Annotated in this window: 16 protein-coding genes; 10 read left to right on the top strand and 6 right to left on the bottom strand. The window is 45.1% G+C overall.

Annotated elements, in window-relative coordinates; all coding sequences use genetic code 11:
- The first annotated feature begins 24 nt into the window (after nucleotides 1-24).
- From AC2A4J_RS00750 to AC2A4J_RS00765, 4 genes are read left to right on the top strand one after another with little or no spacing between them, the layout of a single operon-like run.
- Entirely contained in the window at nucleotides 25-1,095 is a 1,071-nt protein-coding gene (locus AC2A4J_RS00750; RefSeq protein WP_484174515.1) for a sensor histidine kinase, read from the top strand.
- Nucleotides 1,092-1,781 (top strand): response regulator, encoded by a 690-nt coding sequence (locus AC2A4J_RS00755; RefSeq protein WP_255827295.1) that lies wholly within the window; start codon nucleotides 1,092-1,094, stop codon nucleotides 1,779-1,781. The genes AC2A4J_RS00750 and AC2A4J_RS00755 overlap by 4 nt, the downstream gene beginning before the upstream one ends.
- Nucleotides 1,782-1,825: 44 nt before the next feature.
- Nucleotides 1,826-2,479, top strand: coding sequence for a potassium channel family protein (locus tag AC2A4J_RS00760; protein ID WP_205116598.1), 654 nt, complete (start codon nucleotides 1,826-1,828; stop codon nucleotides 2,477-2,479).
- 1 nt (nucleotide 2,480) lies between these two features.
- Nucleotides 2,481-3,848 carry a TrkH family potassium uptake protein gene (locus AC2A4J_RS00765; RefSeq protein ID WP_255827296.1) on the top strand — a complete coding sequence of 456 codons (1,368 nt, stop codon included), beginning with the start codon at nucleotides 2,481-2,483 and terminating at the stop codon, nucleotides 3,846-3,848.
- Nucleotides 3,849-3,921: 73 nt separating this feature from the next.
- Here AC2A4J_RS00765 and AC2A4J_RS00770 read toward each other — a convergent pair whose 3' ends face one another.
- Nucleotides 3,922-4,656, bottom strand: a complete 735-nt coding sequence (locus AC2A4J_RS00770; protein ID WP_484174516.1) for an SDR family oxidoreductase — start codon at nucleotides 4,654-4,656, stop codon at nucleotides 3,922-3,924.
- A 140-nt stretch (nucleotides 4,657-4,796) separates the two neighbouring features.
- Between AC2A4J_RS00770 and AC2A4J_RS00775 the strand changes: the two genes are divergently transcribed.
- Nucleotides 4,797-5,735, top strand: coding sequence for an AraC family transcriptional regulator (locus tag AC2A4J_RS00775; protein ID WP_484174517.1), 939 nt, complete (start codon nucleotides 4,797-4,799; stop codon nucleotides 5,733-5,735).
- An 8-nt stretch (nucleotides 5,736-5,743) separates the two neighbouring features.
- Here AC2A4J_RS00775 and mnmE read toward each other — a convergent pair whose 3' ends face one another.
- The 4 genes from mnmE to rpmH all read right to left on the bottom strand — a co-directional run bounded on the left by mnmE (nucleotide 5,744) and on the right by rpmH (nucleotide 9,568).
- The gene (gene mnmE / locus AC2A4J_RS00780) at nucleotides 5,744-7,123 is read right to left on the bottom strand and encodes a tRNA uridine-5-carboxymethylaminomethyl(34) synthesis GTPase MnmE (protein ID WP_484174518.1); all 1,380 of its coding nucleotides are present in this window, start codon (nucleotides 7,121-7,123) and stop codon (nucleotides 5,744-5,746) included.
- Nucleotides 7,124-7,276: 153 nt separating this feature from the next.
- A complete protein-coding gene (gene yidC, locus AC2A4J_RS00785; protein ID WP_255827299.1) occupies nucleotides 7,277-8,932 on the bottom strand; it encodes a membrane protein insertase YidC in 1,656 nt (551 codons plus the stop codon).
- Between the two features lie 94 nt (nucleotides 8,933-9,026).
- A complete protein-coding gene (gene rnpA / locus AC2A4J_RS00790) occupies nucleotides 9,027-9,425 on the bottom strand; it encodes a ribonuclease P protein component (RefSeq protein ID WP_255827300.1) in 399 nt (132 codons plus the stop codon).
- A gap of 8 nt (nucleotides 9,426-9,433) precedes the next feature.
- On the bottom strand, nucleotides 9,434-9,568 hold the full coding sequence (gene rpmH, locus AC2A4J_RS00795) for a 50S ribosomal protein L34 (RefSeq protein WP_084035504.1): 135 nt from the start codon (nucleotides 9,566-9,568) through the stop codon (nucleotides 9,434-9,436).
- Nucleotides 9,569-10,080: 512 nt separating this feature from the next.
- On the opposite strand from rpmH, the gene dnaA reads away from it, so the two are divergent.
- The 4 genes from dnaA to gyrB all read left to right on the top strand — a co-directional run bounded on the left by dnaA (nucleotide 10,081) and on the right by gyrB (nucleotide 16,390).
- Nucleotides 10,081-11,631, top strand: coding sequence for a chromosomal replication initiator protein DnaA (gene dnaA, locus AC2A4J_RS00800; protein ID WP_255827301.1), 1,551 nt, complete (start codon nucleotides 10,081-10,083; stop codon nucleotides 11,629-11,631).
- Between the two features lie 32 nt (nucleotides 11,632-11,663).
- Nucleotides 11,664-12,761: a DNA polymerase III subunit beta gene (gene dnaN / locus AC2A4J_RS00805; protein WP_114410490.1), complete on the top strand. Its 1,098-nt coding sequence runs from the start codon at nucleotides 11,664-11,666 to the stop codon at nucleotides 12,759-12,761.
- 98 nt (nucleotides 12,762-12,859) lie between these two features.
- Entirely contained in the window at nucleotides 12,860-13,966 is a 1,107-nt protein-coding gene (recF, locus tag AC2A4J_RS00810; protein ID WP_255827302.1) for a DNA replication/repair protein RecF, read from the top strand.
- On the top strand, nucleotides 13,967-16,390 hold the full coding sequence (gene gyrB, locus AC2A4J_RS00815) for a DNA topoisomerase (ATP-hydrolyzing) subunit B (RefSeq protein ID WP_255827303.1): 2,424 nt from the start codon (nucleotides 13,967-13,969) through the stop codon (nucleotides 16,388-16,390).
- Nucleotides 16,391-16,472: 82 nt separating this feature from the next.
- Here the strand turns inward: gyrB and AC2A4J_RS00820 are convergent, their stop codons facing one another.
- The gene (locus AC2A4J_RS00820; RefSeq protein ID WP_484174519.1) at nucleotides 16,473-17,318 is read right to left on the bottom strand and encodes an SDR family oxidoreductase; all 846 of its coding nucleotides are present in this window, start codon (nucleotides 17,316-17,318) and stop codon (nucleotides 16,473-16,475) included.
- 83 nt (nucleotides 17,319-17,401) lie between these two features.
- Here AC2A4J_RS00820 and AC2A4J_RS00825 point away from each other — a divergent pair, with 83 nt between their 5' ends.
- A complete protein-coding gene (locus AC2A4J_RS00825; RefSeq protein WP_484174520.1) occupies nucleotides 17,402-17,815 on the top strand; it encodes a winged helix-turn-helix transcriptional regulator in 414 nt (137 codons plus the stop codon).
- The last annotated feature ends 86 nt before the right edge of the window (nucleotides 17,816-17,901 follow it).

A 17,901-nucleotide genomic window follows, 5' to 3' on the forward strand; every position in this document is an offset into this window, starting at 1 on the left:
TAAAAGGCGTTGACAAGCGACACTATGAAAATGAAAACACCAACCATCCCTTCTCATTATTTAGTTGTGTTTGCTATTAGCACGGCTTTGCTAATCAGCTATGGATTAGATATTTGGCTTGGATCCAATATTGCGGTGTTGCTGATCTTGCAACTGGCTGTGGTGGTGGTCGCTTTATCCTGTCGTTCCCGTTGGGTCTATGGCGTGGCTGTACTTGAAGCCTTATGTTTTAACTTCCTGTTTACCGTTCCGCGTTATTCGTTCGAGATGTTTAATGGCGATGACATGGTGAATTTGCTGGTGTTTTTGCTGGTGGCGGTGATCACCAGTAAGCTGGCTGAGTTATATCAATATCAGCAAAACCAATTAAAACAAGAGCAACTGCGTAACAGTATTTTATTGTCGGTTTCTCATGATTTGCGCACACCGCTGTCGACCATTATTGGTACCTTGAGCACACTAAAAGAATACATGGATAAGCTCTCGGAGCAGGAAAAGCAAGAGCTATTAGACAGCGCTACCATCGAAAGCCATCGACTTCATCAATACATTGAAAATCTGCTACAAGCGACAAAACTGCACCATGGCGTTGTGGTTCCACGAATGTCTGAGCAATCTGCTGTTGCCATTATTCATCTTGTTATGGATCGTTTTAGTGAGCAAAAATCTCGTTTAATTCTGCAGTTAGACGATAAGCTGCCGCTGGTTTTTGTGAGTACTTCGCTTATTCAGCAGGCAGTTTTTAACGTTATCGATAATGCATTGCGATATTCACCAATAGATAAAACTGTCATCATTTCTATAAAAACATTAGTTACAGATAACAGACGTTCTCTGGTTGTTATTGATGTACGAGACCAAGGGGTTGGCATTAGTTCAGCCCAGTCTGAGACTGTCTTTGAGTTGTTTTACTCGGTCGACTCTTTCAAGCGAAATGACAGCGGCACAGGCTTAGGTTTGGCGGTATCAAAAGGCATTATTGCGGCTCATCATGGTTCAATTCAATCCGTTCCCGTCGAGCAAGGCTGTTTAATTCGTATCGGCTTGCCTGCGTGCGCTGAGCCGTCGATTAACGAAAAAGGTAGTGCATCATGACCTCTTATAAAATCTTGGTGGTTGATGATGAGTCCCAAATCCATACTTTTATTCGGATTTCATTAGCGGCTGAAGGCTTTGAGTATTTCGGTGCTGAATCCATTAGCGCAGCGAAACAGTCCATTGAGCATAATCCACCGCATTTATTGATATTAGATCTAGGCTTGCCAGACGGCGACGGTATGGATTTGGTCAACTATGTTCGAGCCACCAGCAGTACACCTATTCTCATTTTGACGGCCCGAGATGAAGAAGATGAAAAGATTCGGCTGCTTGAAGCGGGCGCAAATGATTACCTAAGCAAACCCTTCGGCATTCGCGAATTAATTGTCCGAGTGAAAGTTTTATTACGAGATTTAGTGAATACCCACTCACCGGCTGATGTCCTAGAAACAGGTAATATTAAGTTAGAAATCAGCACCAATCAGGCTTGGTTACAGGGTTCTCCTTTAGCGTTAACCAAGAAGGAATTCGCCTTTTTACGCATGTTAATGACCACGCCTGACAAACTGGTTATGCAAGAAGAGTTACTGGCAACAATTTGGGGGGTAACCCATACCCGAGACTCGCACTATTTACGGATTTTAGTCAGTCAGTTGCGTAAAAAACTCAATGATAATGCCAATGATCAGCGTGTTATCAAAACGGAACCAGGTCTAGGTTATCGATTGTTATTCGATCGTTAACTCAGCAAAAAACTCTTAAAAGGCATAAATAAAAGGTAATCAATATGGCGCATTTCACGGTGATTGGTTTAGGGCGTTTTGGTATTGCAGCAAGCATGGAGCTTATTTATTTAGGCCATACGGTTACAGGTGTAGATCGAGATTCGAAAATTGCTGAAAAGTATGTCGATGATTTCACCCAAGTGATGATTTGTGACTCCACCGACGAAAACGCGTTAAAAGAGCTCGACCTAATTAACAGCGACGCTGTGCTGGTGGCCATTGGTGAGGACATGGAATCCAGCCTGTTGTGCATCTTGGCGCTGAAAAAGATTGGTGTGAAAGAAATCTGGGTCAAAGCCAGTAGCCGCGCCCATCATACTATTGTCTCTAAACTTGGCGTGTCACGAATTATTCATCCTGAAGAAGAAATGGGTGTGCGTGTTGCACAGGCACTGAATTACCCAATGGTGAACGATTATTTGTCTATTGGGCATGGTTTATACGTGGTGGAGATTCATATCAAACCACAGCTAAACGGACGTCCTCTTGGGGATGTTTTAGACCCAACAAAAGGCAAAGTCGATGCTGTGATGATTAAACGTGAGCAAGAGACGTTTTTGCACTTAGATAAAGCCTTTGTTCTAAAAGAGAAAGACATCTTGTTGCTGTGTGGCCCTCGCAGTGAACTAAAACATATCGCGCCAAGGTTGGCTTAAGATGGTGAATTGGGACCCAGCGGTTGCCGCCATAGAGCGACATCCAAAAGCGGCGAAAAAAATCATGGCGGCACCACCTTTGATTTTATGTGGTGGTTTTTTATTACTGATTATCATCGGTACCTTGTTGCTTAAATTACCGATTGCCACCACACAACCGATTTCTTGGTTACACAGTGTCTTTACTGCCACGTCTGCAGTTACAGTGACAGGTTTAGTTGTCGAAGACACAGGCACTGCTTTTACTTCGTTTGGGCAAGTCGTGATTGCGCTTTTGATCCAATGCGGCGGTCTCGGCTTAATGACTTTCGCTATTGTCACTCTCGTCGCGCTGGGCGGTCGTATTGGTTTTTTACAGCGCACGGTAGCCATAGAAGCATTTAATCAAACAGACGCCTCTAGCATCGTCTCTACGGCCAAGTCGGTATTGCTGTTTTCCTTGATTGTCGAAGTCATCGGTATGCTAATTCTCGCGCTGCACTGGAGTGATACCTTAGGTTGGAAAACCAGTTTATTCCATGGTTTCTTCTACACCATTAGCGCCTTTAATAATGCTGGTTTTGCGCTCTCCTCAGCGAGTTTAATGCCCTATGTGGCCGATCCTATTGTGAATTTTACCATCAGCGGTTTGTTTATCATTGGGGGGTTGGGCTTTTCCGTATGGATTGATTTGATGAAAAATCGCCGCTGGGCGAGACTTTCGCCCTACAGCAAAATGATGATTACTGGCACCATTGTTATTAACCTTGTGGCCTTGCTGACCATCTATTTTATTGAATACAGCAATCCGAATACTCTGGGTCCATTAAGTGAAACGGGCAAGTGGCTGGCGTCTTGGTTTCAAGCAGTGACACCGCGTACGGCTGGGTTTAATACTCTCGCTATTGAAGAACTAAGAGACGCGACGACGTCACTGATGTTGGTGCTGATGTTCATTGGTGGTGGGTCCTTGAGTACCGCCAGCGGCATCAAGGTCGTAACCTTTATGTTGCTGGTCTTAGCAACCTACGCTTACCTGCGCCGTGATGACGAAGTAAATGTGTTTAAGCGCGAAATTCCTAAGGAAGTGATCAGCAAAGCCCTGGCCTTGAGCATGATTTCTATCGGTGTCACTTGGTTGGCTATATTTGTATTGTTGGTGAGTGAAAAACACGCGCAAATGATCGATGTGGTGTTCGAAGCCGTGTCGGCATTGGGCACTGTTGGCCTTTCTCGTGGCTTGACCGGATCATTGAGTAACACTGGAGAAGGCATCATTATCTTCTTGATGTTCATCGGCCGTCTTGGGCCACTGACGCTCGCTTACTTCCTCGCCAGCCCAAGAAGCAAAAAAGTCCGCTACCCAAAAGTCAAAATGACCGTGGGTTAAAAGGCATTTCCACGCTCTAAGTCCAATAACTTGGAGCGTGGAATACGCTATTTTTTCTATTTACGAAATTCTTTTAGCCCTCGAAACTTCCACCGTATTCTTTTGGAACGAGATCCGTCTCTTCATCGCCCGTCTCTATTAGATTGATGATCATTTGTGCGGACAATGATGGTGGTTGAGCGATCGTTACGGCTCCTGCTTCTTGTTCTCTTGAGGCGCTTAGGCCGGATTTTACTGAGCCATAAAATTCGGTCGCTGTCATGAAGGGATGTATCAAGGATACGGTGATTCCAGCATCCGCTAGTTCAAGCCGGGCCACTTTTGAGATCATGTTAAGGGCTGACTTTGAACTCGTATAAGCCGCCGAACCTGGGTACGTTGCTAAGGTCGCGCCTGAACTCACATTGATGATGCATCCAGCGCTTTGTTTGCGCATCAGGGGGATGACCGCTTGCATCATAATTAGTGGTGCGATCGTGTTTAGATTGAGCTGTTGCTTAAAATCGTCAATGCCGATGTCTTCAATTGCGCCATATAGACCTTGTCCTGCATTGTTGATTAAGACATCGATTCGGCCATATTTCTTTTGTGCTATTTGGACTGCCTTTTGAGCCTCGGCAGAGTTAGTGACGTCGCAGGGTAAGGCTAGAACATCCTCGCCCAGCTCTCTTGCTAAATCGTCGAGCCGATCTTGGCGTCTTGCTAACAATACAGCACGACCGCCAGCTTGAACGACGGCGCGTGCTGTCGCTTCACCAATACCGGATGACGCCCCTGTAATGAGCACGACTGAATTTTTAATTTGCATAGCGTATTTCCTATCTGAAAGACGTGAAGTGGTATTTATAACTGCGTGGTGAAACTGTCGCGTGTCTATTCCAATCTATAAAATGTACATTCCTGCTTAATTTATTGATGCGCCATGTAAGCCATGCTAGAAAGAGTGGTATGAATCATTCCCTTGAAAAACTAAAATCGCTTGTAGAAAAGCGTGCGACATCCTTGCTTACCCAAACTCAGATACCTCGTTTGGACATTCTCAAGGTTTGCCAACCGACCGAGCTTTTTCCTGAAATATATCAACCCCTGATTAGCCTAATCCTGCAAGGTAGCAAAAGAATTGTTATCGGAGATCAAGTCGTCGACTATCGTGCAGGGCAAAGTTTTATTACCTCGGTCGAACTGCCGGTGATTGCAGAAGTGGTCGAATCGAGCCCGGCCGCACCCTATTTGGCTTTGCGCTTATCTCTTGACCGAGCTTTAGTCACGGAGCTTTTGTGCGAGATGGATAGCCCTTTGAGCCTGTCAGAGACGAGAGGTTTTTGCATTGATCAAGTGAGTGAGGATCTTGCTGATGCATGGTTCAGGATGGTCCGCCTTAGCGATCATCCACAAGATATTGACTTAATTGCACCTCTGATCGAACGCGAGATCCTGTATCGAATGTTGCGCGGCCCGCAAGGTGCGGTATTACGACAAATAGCCGGTATCGATGATCGTTTTTTCCAAATTAGGAATGCTATTACATGGATTCGCAAACACTATGCTACGGCATTTCGGGTGGAAGAACTTGCGGCGACAGTGAATATGAGCCCGTCGGCTTTTCATCGACGCTTCAAGGCGACGGTTGGCTTGTCACCTCTTCAGTATCAAAAGCAGATTAGATTATATGAAGCTCGCAGAATGCTCTTCACTGAGCTGGGTGGTGTCACCGCTGTCGCTTTATTGGTTGGTTATGAGAGCCTGTCACAATTTAGCCGAGAGTATTCTCGGCTGTTTGGCGCGCCCCCTGCGCGCGACATCAGAACACTGCGCCAAGATGCACAAGGGGGACTACCACTACCAAGAGAGCTCTATGATCCTGACACCATCACGGGCGAGGTGTGACCATGGTTTTACTTACCAATACAAAACGAGCCAAAGATACGTCCTAGCAGGTCATCGCTGGTAAAAGCACCGGTTATTTCGCTTAATGCTTGCTGGGCTTCTTTGAGATCTTCTGCGAGTAACTCCCCTGCGCCGTAGCCGTGCAGTTGCTCGTAGCCTGCGTCTAAAAAGCGGTTGGCTTTGTTGAGGGCTTCTATGTGACGACGACGAGCGATAAAGCCTCCTTCAGTCGTGCTGTCGAAGCCCATGACGGCTTTTAGGTGTTCAGTTAAGTCGTTAACGCCCTCACCTGTTTTTGCCGATAGAGAGACCACAGAGACGCCTGAGATCATCTCTATGCCAGTACTTTCTTTGGTTAAGTCGACTTTGTTACGCACTAAAGTTAGATGTTTGGTATCACCAAGTTTTTCCATAAATTCTGGCCATATTTCGCTTGGGTCTTTTGAATCAATCGATTGGCTATCGACCATCATAAGAATGCGATCGGCTTTGCTGATTTCGTCCCAGGCGCGCTGAATACCAATGCGCTCTACTTCGTCTGGACTGTCGCGTAAGCCTGCTGTATCGATAATGTGCAGCGGCATGCCATCTAGGTGAATATGTTCACGCAAGACATCACGAGTGGTGCCTTCGATGTTGGTGACAATGGCGGATTCTTTGCCAGATAAGGCGTTTAGCAAGCTGGATTTCCCCGCATTTGGGCGTCCTGCAATCACTACGCTCATGCCCTCGCGGATTAAGGCACCTTGGTTAGCCTCTTTGAGTACTTCGAGTAGCTTGCTTTTGATACCTGCTAGCTCTGTGGCGACTTTGCCGTCACCGATGAAGTCGATTTCTTCTTCTGGAAAATCAATCGCTGCTTCCACGTAAATACGCAGATGAATTAAGGCTTCGACCAGTTCGTCTACGCGTTTTGAAAAAGCACCTTGTAAGGAACGTAGTGCGCATTTTGCGGCTTGTTCTGAGGTGCTGTCGATCAAATCAGCAATGGCTTCCGCTTGGGTTAAGTCCATCTTATCGTTCATGAAAGCGCGTTCGGAAAATTCGCCTGGACGAGCTAAACGTGCCCCAAGAGCGACACAATGGCTTAGCAACATGTCCATAATGACCGGACCACCGTGACCTTGTAGTTCAAAGACGTCTTCGCCAGTAAAGGAGTTTGGCCCTGGGAAATATAAGGCGATACCTTCATCAAGTTGTTCTTGATTCGCTGTTCTGAAGGGGACGTAATGGGCGTAACGTGGTTTAGGCTCAAAGCCCACGATTTGTTGGGCGATAGCAAGGCTTTTCGGGCCAGATAAACGAATGATCCCTACGCCACCTCGGCCAGGCGCAGTGGCTTGTGCGGCAATCGTGTCTTGGTCTGTGGCGTATTGGAAATCGGTCATAATCAAACTCTGTGCGGTAAAAGGAAATAAATTGAGGTTATTACTTTTGTTTGTTAGCCATTGTCCGTTAGCCAGACAAGCATGGCAATCTAAACGTAAAAAAGGCCTCCCAATGGGAAGCCTTTTTTGATCGAAACATGGGCCTTTTTAGTATCAGGCTTCTTTTTCGATGCGTTTTGTAATCACATACTGTTGTAATATGGATAAGGTGTTGTTTGTTACCCAGTATAGAACCAAACCTGCTGGGAACCACAAGAAGAAGATGGAGAATGCCACTGGCATGATCTTCATGATTCGCGCTTGCATTGGATCTGGAGGCGTTGGGTTCAATGATTGCTGAACAAACATACTGATACCCATCAAAATTGGCAGTATGAAGTACGGGTCCATCACGGATAGATCATGAATCCATAGGAAGAATGGCGCGTGGCGCAATTCAACGGATTCCATTAATACCCAGTACAACGAAAGGAAAACTGGCATCTGAACCAAGATAGGCAAACAACCACCCAGAGGGTTAATTTTTTCTTTCTTGTAAAGCGCCATCATTTCTTGCGACATCTTCTGACGGTCATCACCATACTTTTCTTTCAGTTTGGCAATTTCTGGTCCGAATTTACGCATTTTCGCCATTGAACGGTAGCTTGTCGCTGATAACTTGAAGAAAACTGCTTTTACACAGACTACGACCAAGATAATCGCGATCCCCCAGTTAATAACGAAAGATTGGATCAAAGTCAGCAACCAGAATAGCGGCTTAGCCAACCACCACAACCAACCATAATCTACGGTTAGGTCAAGGTTTTCTGCTGTACTTTCAAGGTGGTCTTGAAGTTTTGGACCAACATAAAAAGTCGAGCTCAATGTACCTTGTTTACCCGGTGCAATCTCTACTGGCGTGCCAGTGAATCCAATGATGTTAAAGTCACCATTAGTACGAGCTTGTAAGGTGACTTTTTGACCTTGCTCTGGAATCCAAGCAGATACGAAGTAATGCTGAAGTACAGCAACCCAACCTTTGGTTGTGGTTGTTTTAATTGGCTCTTCTTCCATGTCAGAGAAAGAAACCTTGCTGTATTTGGTTTGCTCATCAGAAATAGCACCACCTAGATAAGGCTGTAGGCCCATGCTAGTTGCTTTGCTTGGATCTGGCGTATTGTCACGCTTGATCTGGGCAAAAAGATTGCCGCGCCAAGTATCTGATGATGTGTTGTCTACGGTGATCAATTGGCGAATACGGTATTTACCTTTCATGAAGCGGAAGGTTTTCGTATATTTCACGCCTTTTGCGTCGGTGTAGTACAGGTTCACATCAAGAGAATCTTCACCATCTGCTAAGGAGTAAGCCGTTTTCTCAGATTGGTAAACTGGGCGACCTTCTGGTGAAGCGTCTGGACCATTTTGACCAACCAAACCACTTTGAGTCACGTAAGTGCGCTCGCTGCCATCTTCTAGGATGACAAATGGATCAGGCTTGCCTAATTCTTTTTTGTATTGAAGAAGAGCGGCTTCAACTAAGTCACCACCAATAGGATTGATCGCAACACGAAGGGTATCGGTTGTTACTTCAATCAATTTCCCCGGTGCGATTTTTGTCACACTTTGCGGAATTTCGGCATTGGCTTCGGTTGTGCTTTGAGTTGCCATAGGCAAATCATCGCTCACTTGAGGTTGTGTCTCTGATTGAGACTGAGAGCTTTGAGCTACGCTTTGAGTGGACTGAGGACCATAATCTTGGCTCCACTGTAAAAACAGTAGGTAGCCACTGATAAAAAGCGCACCCCATAAAAAGTAACGTCTGAAATCCATGGTATTCAACTAATTTGTTTGGTTGGACAATAGGTTCACAGAACCCTTATAAAAATCACGCGCTATTAAACCAGCCTTTGGCAGTTTTTTCAGCCTATTTCTGTCTAGTTTGGTCGCGTTTTTTATTTTGAGCAGGTTTTTGTGCTTTTTTTGCCAACTGAGCCCATGCTTTATCGAGTCGGTTGTGCAAATCGGCGTTTTCCAGTTCTTTAATACCGTGTCGTGCTAAGAAGACTATATCAAGACCAGAAAGAGGGATTTTGTTGTGACGAAAGGAATCACGCACCAAACGTTTGATACGATTCCTGCCTACCGCGCGTTTATCCGTTTTCTTAGACACAATAAGACCCAACCGAGTTTGGTCATCATCTCGTTTTCGTGCCAATAAAAGGAATTCGCCTGCGAAGACTTTGGAGGAAGTGCCATTAAAGACAGATTGATAATCCCCGGCATTCAGAAGTCTGACATGCCGAGGAAAACAATATTCGGTCATCAGCGTACTTATGCGCTTAGAACCTTGCGGCCGCGAGCACGACGACGAGCGACGATTTGACGTCCGCTTTTAGTAGCCATACGAGCACGGAAACCGTGATTACGTTTGCGTTTTAGAACGCTAGGTTGGAAAGTTCTTTTCATCTTAATTCTCTCACTGAATGCAGTGTTTGAGTTTTGAGGGTTAGCGACCGCCAAGCCTCTACATTTGATTGGTCAAATCAGGGCGCGGATTTTAGAGCCTTTCCTCAGTAAATTCAATGCTTAGCGCGGCTTAATTGATAAAAAAATAGCTGCACAATCCATTAAACACTTACACACAGACTTCTACTGAGTTAGTGGATAAAGAATATTTCATTTATAAATATTATCCACAGAGAGGTTTTTATTCCAACTAATGTGTATAAAAAACAAAATGATAGTATCTTACCCACATGTGGATTAAATAAAAATAACCGGATTTTTATATGTGTATAACTATGTGGTTTATGCACAGTAATATTATTTTATCTACTGCTGTGTATAACCTTATATGTTATTAACATTTTTGCTTTTTGGGATAAGTTCGGTTTTTTTCCATTTATATGTGGATAACTTTAAATCCCCGATGTAAAATCCGCTTCTTGTCTGTCACTCAACCAGGGAGTACGTCTACAGTGTCTTTGGAGCATTGGAATCTTTGTCTGCAGCGTTTGCAGAGTGAGTTTTCCACATCTCAGTTCAACACCTGGATTCGTCCATTGCAGGCTGAAATGATGCCGAATGGAGAATTGTGCCTAAGTGCACCAAACCGTTTTGTGTTGGACTGGGTGAGTAACAAATATCAAACGCGCATAAAGGAATTATTATCTGAATTTGCTGGCGATGATCTTGCACCGGCCTTAAAGCTGGCAGTGAAAGCTCAAAATTTTGCCCAAGCTAATCAGATGTCTCCTCCACCTCCTCCGGTCTCAAGTGAACCGGCTATTAATCCTTTAAATAATGAAGTCGCAAGAGAGTCTGGCTATCGTCCGGGTTTTGGCTTAATGGATGACGAAGAAGGCAGCCCGAATGCAGACCTTGAGTTTGAAGCGCCATTAACGTTATCTGGAGCGGGATTACGTGGAGATCTTGAACCTTATGAACAGGGGCAACTGCCGTTAACGGCGCCTAAACGTAAAGTACAAGTTGAAGGTGGTATTAACCACGGCGCGAACCTGAATAATTCTTTTACCTTTGATAACTTCATCGAGGGTAAATCGAACCAGCTGGCACATGCCGCCGCCTTGCAAGTCGCTGAAAATCCAGGCGGAGCTTATAACCCTCTCTTTATATACGGTGGCGTAGGTCTAGGTAAAACTCACTTAATGCAAGCCGTCGGTACGGAAATGATGCGTCACAATCCGAATGCTAAGGTGGTTTACCTGCATTCAGAACGTTTTGTTGCCGACATGGTAAAAGCACTGCAATTGAACGCAATTAACGATTTCAAGCGTTATTACCGTTCAGTGGATGCGTTATTAATTGATGATATCCAATTTTTTGCCGGTAAAGACCGAACACAAGAAGAGTTTTTCCACACCTTTAATGCTCTTTTAGAAGGTGGTCAGCAGATGATTTTGACCTGTGACCGCTATCCAAAAGAAATTCAAGGCTTAGAAGATCGTCTTAAGTCGCGTTTCGGTTGGGGTTTAACCGTTGCGATTGAACCGCCAGAATTAGAAACGCGTGTGGCGATTTTGATGCGTAAAGCGGATGAAAGTGGCATTAAGCTATCTTATGATTCCGCTTTCTTTATTGCGCAGAAAATACGTTCTAACGTTCGTGAATTAGAAGGCGCGTTAAAGCGTGTTATTGCCAACTCGCACTTTACTGGGCGTGCAATTACGCCTGATTTTGTTCGTGAGTCGTTAAAAGACCTTTTGGCCTTGCAAGATAAGCTGGTTAACATTGATAATATCCAGCGAATTGTGGCGGAATATTACAAAATTAAGATTAGTGATCTGTTGTCCAAACGCCGTAGTCGATCTGTTGCTCGTCCTCGCCAAGTGGCGATGTCGTTAGCAAAAGAATTGACCAACCATAGCTTGCCAGAAATTGGCGATGCGTTTGGTGGTCGTGACCATACGACAGCCTTGCACGCGATTCGCAAGATTAAAGAACTGCAAGATACGGATTCGGATATCCGTGAAGACTACAAACAATTGATGCGAATTCTGACCACCTGATGGTCTAAGACTTTGAGTTTACGAGGAAAATAATGAAATTTTCAGTCGTCCGCGAGACACTTCTTAAGCCACTTCAACTAGTGGCAGGCGTTGTAGAGCGCAAACAAACCATGCCTGTCTTGGCCAACGTATTGGTGGAAGTAAAAGACCAAGTACTGACGCTTACCGGTTCTGATTTAGAAGTCGAATTGGTTGGCCATGTGCCATTAGATGAATGCGAAGAAGGCCGTATTACCGTGCCTGCTCGTAAACTAATGGACATTTGTAAAAGTTTACCTGATAGCGCTGTTATTGAGTTTACCTTGGATGACCAAAAAGCGGTCATTCGTTCAGGTCGTTCACGTTTTAGCTTATCTACTTTGCCAGCCGATGAATTTCCGAATATCCAAGATATGCAAGGTGATTTGTCTGTGTCTATCGCGCAAAACAGTGTACGTCGTTTGATCGACCGTACGGGTTTTGCCATGGCGAACCAAGATGTGCGTTATTACCTTAATGGCATGCTGTTAGAAGTGGCTGACGGTCAACTACGCGTAGTAGCAACCGATGGACACCGTTTGGCAACCGCCGTTGAAGACGCCCAAGTAAGTGGTGATCTGACGCAAGTTATCGTACCTCGCAAAGGTGTATTGGAATTAAACCGCTTGCTGAACGATACCGATGAAGTGGTTGAGCTAACCATAGGCACAAACCATATTCGTGCCAAAGTCGCGGATTATGTGTTCACTTCTAAGCTAGTTGATGGCAAATTCCCTGATTATCATCGTGTTATTCCTCGTAACAACGAAAAAATCGTTATTGCTGATCGTTTGGAATTACGTCAAGTATTCCTGCGTGCATCGATTCTTTCTAACGAGAAATACCGTGGCGTGCGTTTGATTCTGTCTAATGGCATGTTGCAAGTCTTTGCTAATAACCCAGAGCAAGAAGAAGCTGAAGAATCCGTATTGGTGCAATACCAAGGCGACAATATGGAAGTGGGCTTCAACGTGGGTTACTTGTTAGACGTACTGGGTGTCGTAGACTCTCAGGAAGTACGTTTATCTTTAAACGACTCAAACAGCAGTGCCTTGATCGAAGAAGCTCAAAGTCACGCAGCACAATACGTTGTGATGCCGATGCGTCTATAATTCTCTTCTAGATGAATAGACCTATCACCCAGCAGGCATTTGAGAAAACCAAACGCCTGCTGGCTTGTCTTCCCTCCCCCTATTAAGGTTTAAGAGTTATGCCGCTGGTGCGTTTGGACATCTCTCATGTTCGCAACCTTTCTAGTGTGCGCTTTGAACCTTCGCCCCAAGTGAATGTGATCGTTGGCAAAAATGGCAGCGGTAAAACCTCTGTTTTAGAAGCCATTCATTTATTATCGTTTGGTCGTTCCTTTCGTAGCCATAAGCACAAAACCTATATTCAGCATGAAAATGAAGCTTGTATCGTCTTTGCACAGCTTTATCAAACGCAAGGTAGCCCGATTCGAGTGGGTCTACAGCGCTATCGTGATGGTCAAATTGACGTTCGTATTCAAGGGCAACGGGCGCAATCGGTAATTGAGCTTGCGGAGCGTCTCCCTGTACAGCTTATTAATCCCGATGCCTTTCGATTATTAGAGGGTTCTCCAAGCATTCGACGTCAATTTATCGACTGGGGAGCGTTTCATTTTGATAAAGACTTCATTCAAGCGTGGCGAGGTTGGCAAAAAGCATTAAAACAGCGGAATACCTTGCTCAGACGTGGTAAAATATCCCTCAGTTTATTGGCGGCATTTGATCAGGAATTGATCCGACTGGGTGAGCAAGTCAATCAATCTCGCAAATCGTATGTGGAAAAGTTAACACCGCATTTTGAGACGGTTTTATCGCAATTAACCACAGAGCTTTCGGTGAATCTTCAGTTCTTTCAGGGCTGGGATGCGCAGAAAAATTTAGCGATGGCTGTGGAAGCAGGACGTGAGCGAGATATTGAATTAGGTTACACGCACACTGGCCCCCAAAGAGCGGATTTACGCGTTAAAACGGCGACGGGTGATGCATTAGACACCCTGTCTCGTGGCCAGCAAAAGCTGGTGGTTTCTGCGTTAAAGATTGCTCAAGGGCAGTTACTGATTGATATGGGTCGCCCTCTGGTATTTTTAGTGGATGATTTGCCAGCAGAGTTGGACGCCAACCACAGACAGAAACTGTGTCAGTTGTTGGAGTCACTAAACAGCCAAATTTTTATTACCAGTGTCGAGCCTGATACAACGGATTTTACGTGGGCCGATACAACAGACGTTCGTCAATTTGCTATGAATAACGGCGAATTGTCTTTATTGAGCAAAGGTTTGCAGGAGAGTTAAATGAGTGAAAATAATTACGAAGCGTCCAGTATCAAGGTGCTCAAAGGGCTAGATGCCGTACGTAAACGCCCAGGAATGTATATCGGCGATACGGACGATGGCACAGGCTTGCACCACATGGTATTTGAAGTCGTGGATAACTCCATTGATGAAGCCCTTGCTGGTCACTGTGACACGATTACCGTCTTGATTCACCCTGATGAATCTATTTCCGTGTCTGATAACGGCCGTGGTATTCCGGTTGATATGCACGAAGAAGAAGGTGTGTCTGCTGCCGAAGTTATCATGACGGTACTTCACGCTGGTGGTAAGTTTGACGATAACTCATATAAAGTTTCTGGTGGTCTTCACGGTGTAGGTGTTTCGGTTGTAAACGCCCTATCTGAAGAACTAACCTTGACGATCCGTAAGAACGGCAAAGTTTACGAGCAACATTACAAGCATGGTGTACCACAAGCCCCTCTTGCTATTGTCGGTGATTCTGACGGCAAGGGAACAACGGTTCATTTCAAACCTTCTGCTGATACTTTTACTAACATCTTGTTTTATTATGACATCTTGGCCAAACGCCTACGTGAATTGTCATTTTTGAACTCTGGTGTTGCTATCAAATTAAAAGACGAGCGTTCTGGTAAAGAAGAATTCTTTAACTACGAAGGCGGATTGCGTTCTTTTGTTGAGCATTTGAATACCAACAAAACGCCAATCAACGATATTTTTCACTTTATTTGCCAACGTGATGACCTAGAAGATGGTATCGCTGTTGAAGTGGCATTGCAGTGGAACGAAGGCTTCCAAGAAAACATCTATTGTTACACCAACAATATTCCTCAGCGCGATGGCGGTACTCACCTTGCGGGTTTCCGTGGTGCGTTAACGCGAACGTTGAACAACTTTATTGAAAAAGAAGGTCTTGCGAAAAAGCAAAAAGTCGCAACGACAGGCGATGACAGCCGCGAAGGTTTGACTGCTATTGTATCGGTAAAAGTACCGGATCCGAAGTTCTCTTCTCAGACCAAAGACAAGCTCGTATCTTCTGAAGTAAAAACGGCCGTAGAACAAGAAATGGCGAAACGTTTTTCTGAGTATTTACTTGAGAAACCTGGTGAAGCCAAAATCATCGTTAATAAAATGATTGATGCGGCTCGTGCGCGTGAAGCTGCACGTCGTGCTCGTGATATGACTCGCCGTAAAGGCGCGTTGGATATCGCAGGCTTGCCGGGTAAATTGGCTGATTGTCAGGAAAAAGACCCTGCGCTTTCTGAAATCTACCTAGTGGAGGGTGACTCTGCAGGTGGCTCGGCAAAACAAGGTCGTGATCGTCGTACACAAGCCATTTTGCCTTTGAAAGGTAAAATCTTGAACGTCGAAAAAGCCCGTTTTGATAAAATGCTGGCGTCTGTTGAAGTCGGCACCCTGATTACTGCATTGGGTTGTGGTATCGGCCGTGACGAATTCAACGCTGACAAATTGCGTTACCACAGCATCGTTATCATGACCGATGCCGACGTGGATGGATCGCACATTCGTACTCTGCTTTTGACCTTCTTCTTCCGTCAAATGCCAGAAATCATCGAACGTGGTCACATCTTCATTGCCCAACCACCCTTGTTTAAAATCAAACGTGGTAAACAAGAGCAATATATCAAAGACGAAGCTGCATTGGATCAACACTTGATCGAAGTGGCGTTAGACGGTGCTCACATGCATGTGAACGCTGATGCTCCGGGCATTCAAGGTGAGCATTTGGCGAAACTAATGCGTGATTTCATCCACATTGAAGCGGATGTAGATCGTTTGTCTCGTGTGTATCCAAAAGATGTAATGGGCAAGCTTCTGTACTGCAAAGCGCTAACGCAAGAAGACTTGACTCAAGAAGCCTCTGTATTGGAATGGGTTGAAGCTATCCGTAGTCAAATGCCACAAGATGCTCGTACTGGCTTCCGTTTTGACTTCTCTGTAGAGAAAGACGACGAACGTAATATCTACTTACCAGTAGTCGACATCATGTCTCATGGTGTGTCTAACCGTTACCGTTTCGAAGGCACCTTCTTCAACTCACCAGAATACAAACGCATTGTTGCTATGTCGGAAACCGTAGCAGAATTGTTTGGTGAAGAGTCCTACATCCAACGTGGTGAACGTCGTGAAACCGTGAAAACCATCAGTGACATGAAGGCATGGTTGATGAAAGAAGCGTCTCGCGGCATGACCATCCAGCGCTACAAAGGTCTGGGTGAGATGAACCCTGAGCAACTTTGGGAAACCACCATGGACCCAGAAGCACGTCGTATGTTGCGCGTTACCATCGACGACGCCGTTGCGGCTGACCAAATGTTCACTACCTTGATGGGTGACGAAGTAGAACCACGTCGTAACTTCATCCAAGACAACGCCTTGAGCGTAGCGAACCTAGACGTTTAAGTCTTAGTTTGACCAACAAAAAAGCGGTTAGAGTGAAAGCTCTAACCGCTTTTTTTATTGCTAGATAAAGATCTTTAAGTACTTACAGCGCCGCTTTGATGCTGTCTTCAATTGGCGTGGTTGGACGGCCAATGAGTGTGGATAGGTCTTTGCTCTCGCTGAATAAGCCACCTTTAGAAGCGCCTGCCTCAGAGTCCGCAAGAATCGCCGCGAAGCCTTCTGGTAAGCCTGCGCCAACCAGAATCTTGGTGTATTCCGCTTCAGGAACATTTTGGTAAGCAACCGTTTTGCCTGTTACTTTGCTGATTGCTGCGGCGTATTCGCTTAGCGTGAAGGCATTATCGCCAGCCAATTCGTATACTTTACCAGCTTGTCCGTCTTTGACTAGTACAGCAGCAGCAGCGGCAGCGAGATCTGCACGGGACGCGGTCGCTAATTTACCGTCTCCAGCACAGCCTACAACGCCGTATTCTAGTGCGGTTTCTAGACCCATTGTGTAGTTTTCTGAATACCAGCCATTGCGAAGTAGCACATGAGGTACGCCTGATTCAGCCAATAATTTCTCTGTCGCTACATGCTCTTCTGCCAAAATGAGTGGTGACGTATCAGCGTTCAAAATACTGGTGTAAGCGATCAAAGAAACCTCAGCTTGTTTGGCAGCATTGATAATGTTGTTGTGCTGAGCGGTACGCTGTCCAACTTCGCTGGAAGAGATCAATAATACTTTTTCAACGCCTTGCATTGCTGCAACAAGAGAATCTTGGTCTGTGTAGTCTGCCTGACGAACTTGAACGCCTTTTTCTGCCAAATCTGCGACTTTTTCTGGACTACGAACAGCTGCAATGATGTTGCTCGCTGCAGTGTTTTCTAATAGTGAATCAATAACAAGACGGCCAAGTTGACCAGATGCGCCAGTAACTAAAATCATAATATTCTCCTTTGAGTTTTGAGTTGATGTAAGTAGAATATATCACTAACAAACTTTTAGTAAGTACGTACAAAAAGGTAAGTATGGAAAATAATTTGCAAGATTCTCAGCATGGTATGTCGCGCTTGTTTGAAAAAGGCGATGTGTTTTCAGACAAATGCCCTTCCCGTGATATTTTGAAGCATGTCACTAGTCGTTGGGGGGTATTGGTACTGTTTGCTTTAAAAAGTGGTCAAACACATCGTTTCAGTGAATTGCGTCGTAAGATTACGGGGGTGAGTGAAAAGATGCTCGCGCAAACCCTTCAAGCATTGGAATCAGATGGCTTTATTTTACGCACTTCGTATCCTGTTGTCCCGCCACATGTGGAATACAGTTTGACAGAATTAGGGTTCGAAGTGTCTGCTCGTGTTGCCAGTTTAGCAGATTGGATCGAAGACAATATCACCGATATTATAGCGGCTCAGTCTTCGCAGAGCGATGCATTAAGTGCCTAAATCATTGCTTTAAACGATCAGCATAAATGGATCTTAGAATTGTTAAGTTTCTATATTTATTGAAATGAAAAGTAAGTGAATACTCG

The organism is Marinomonas sp. ATLA20 (assembly GCF_057180105.1).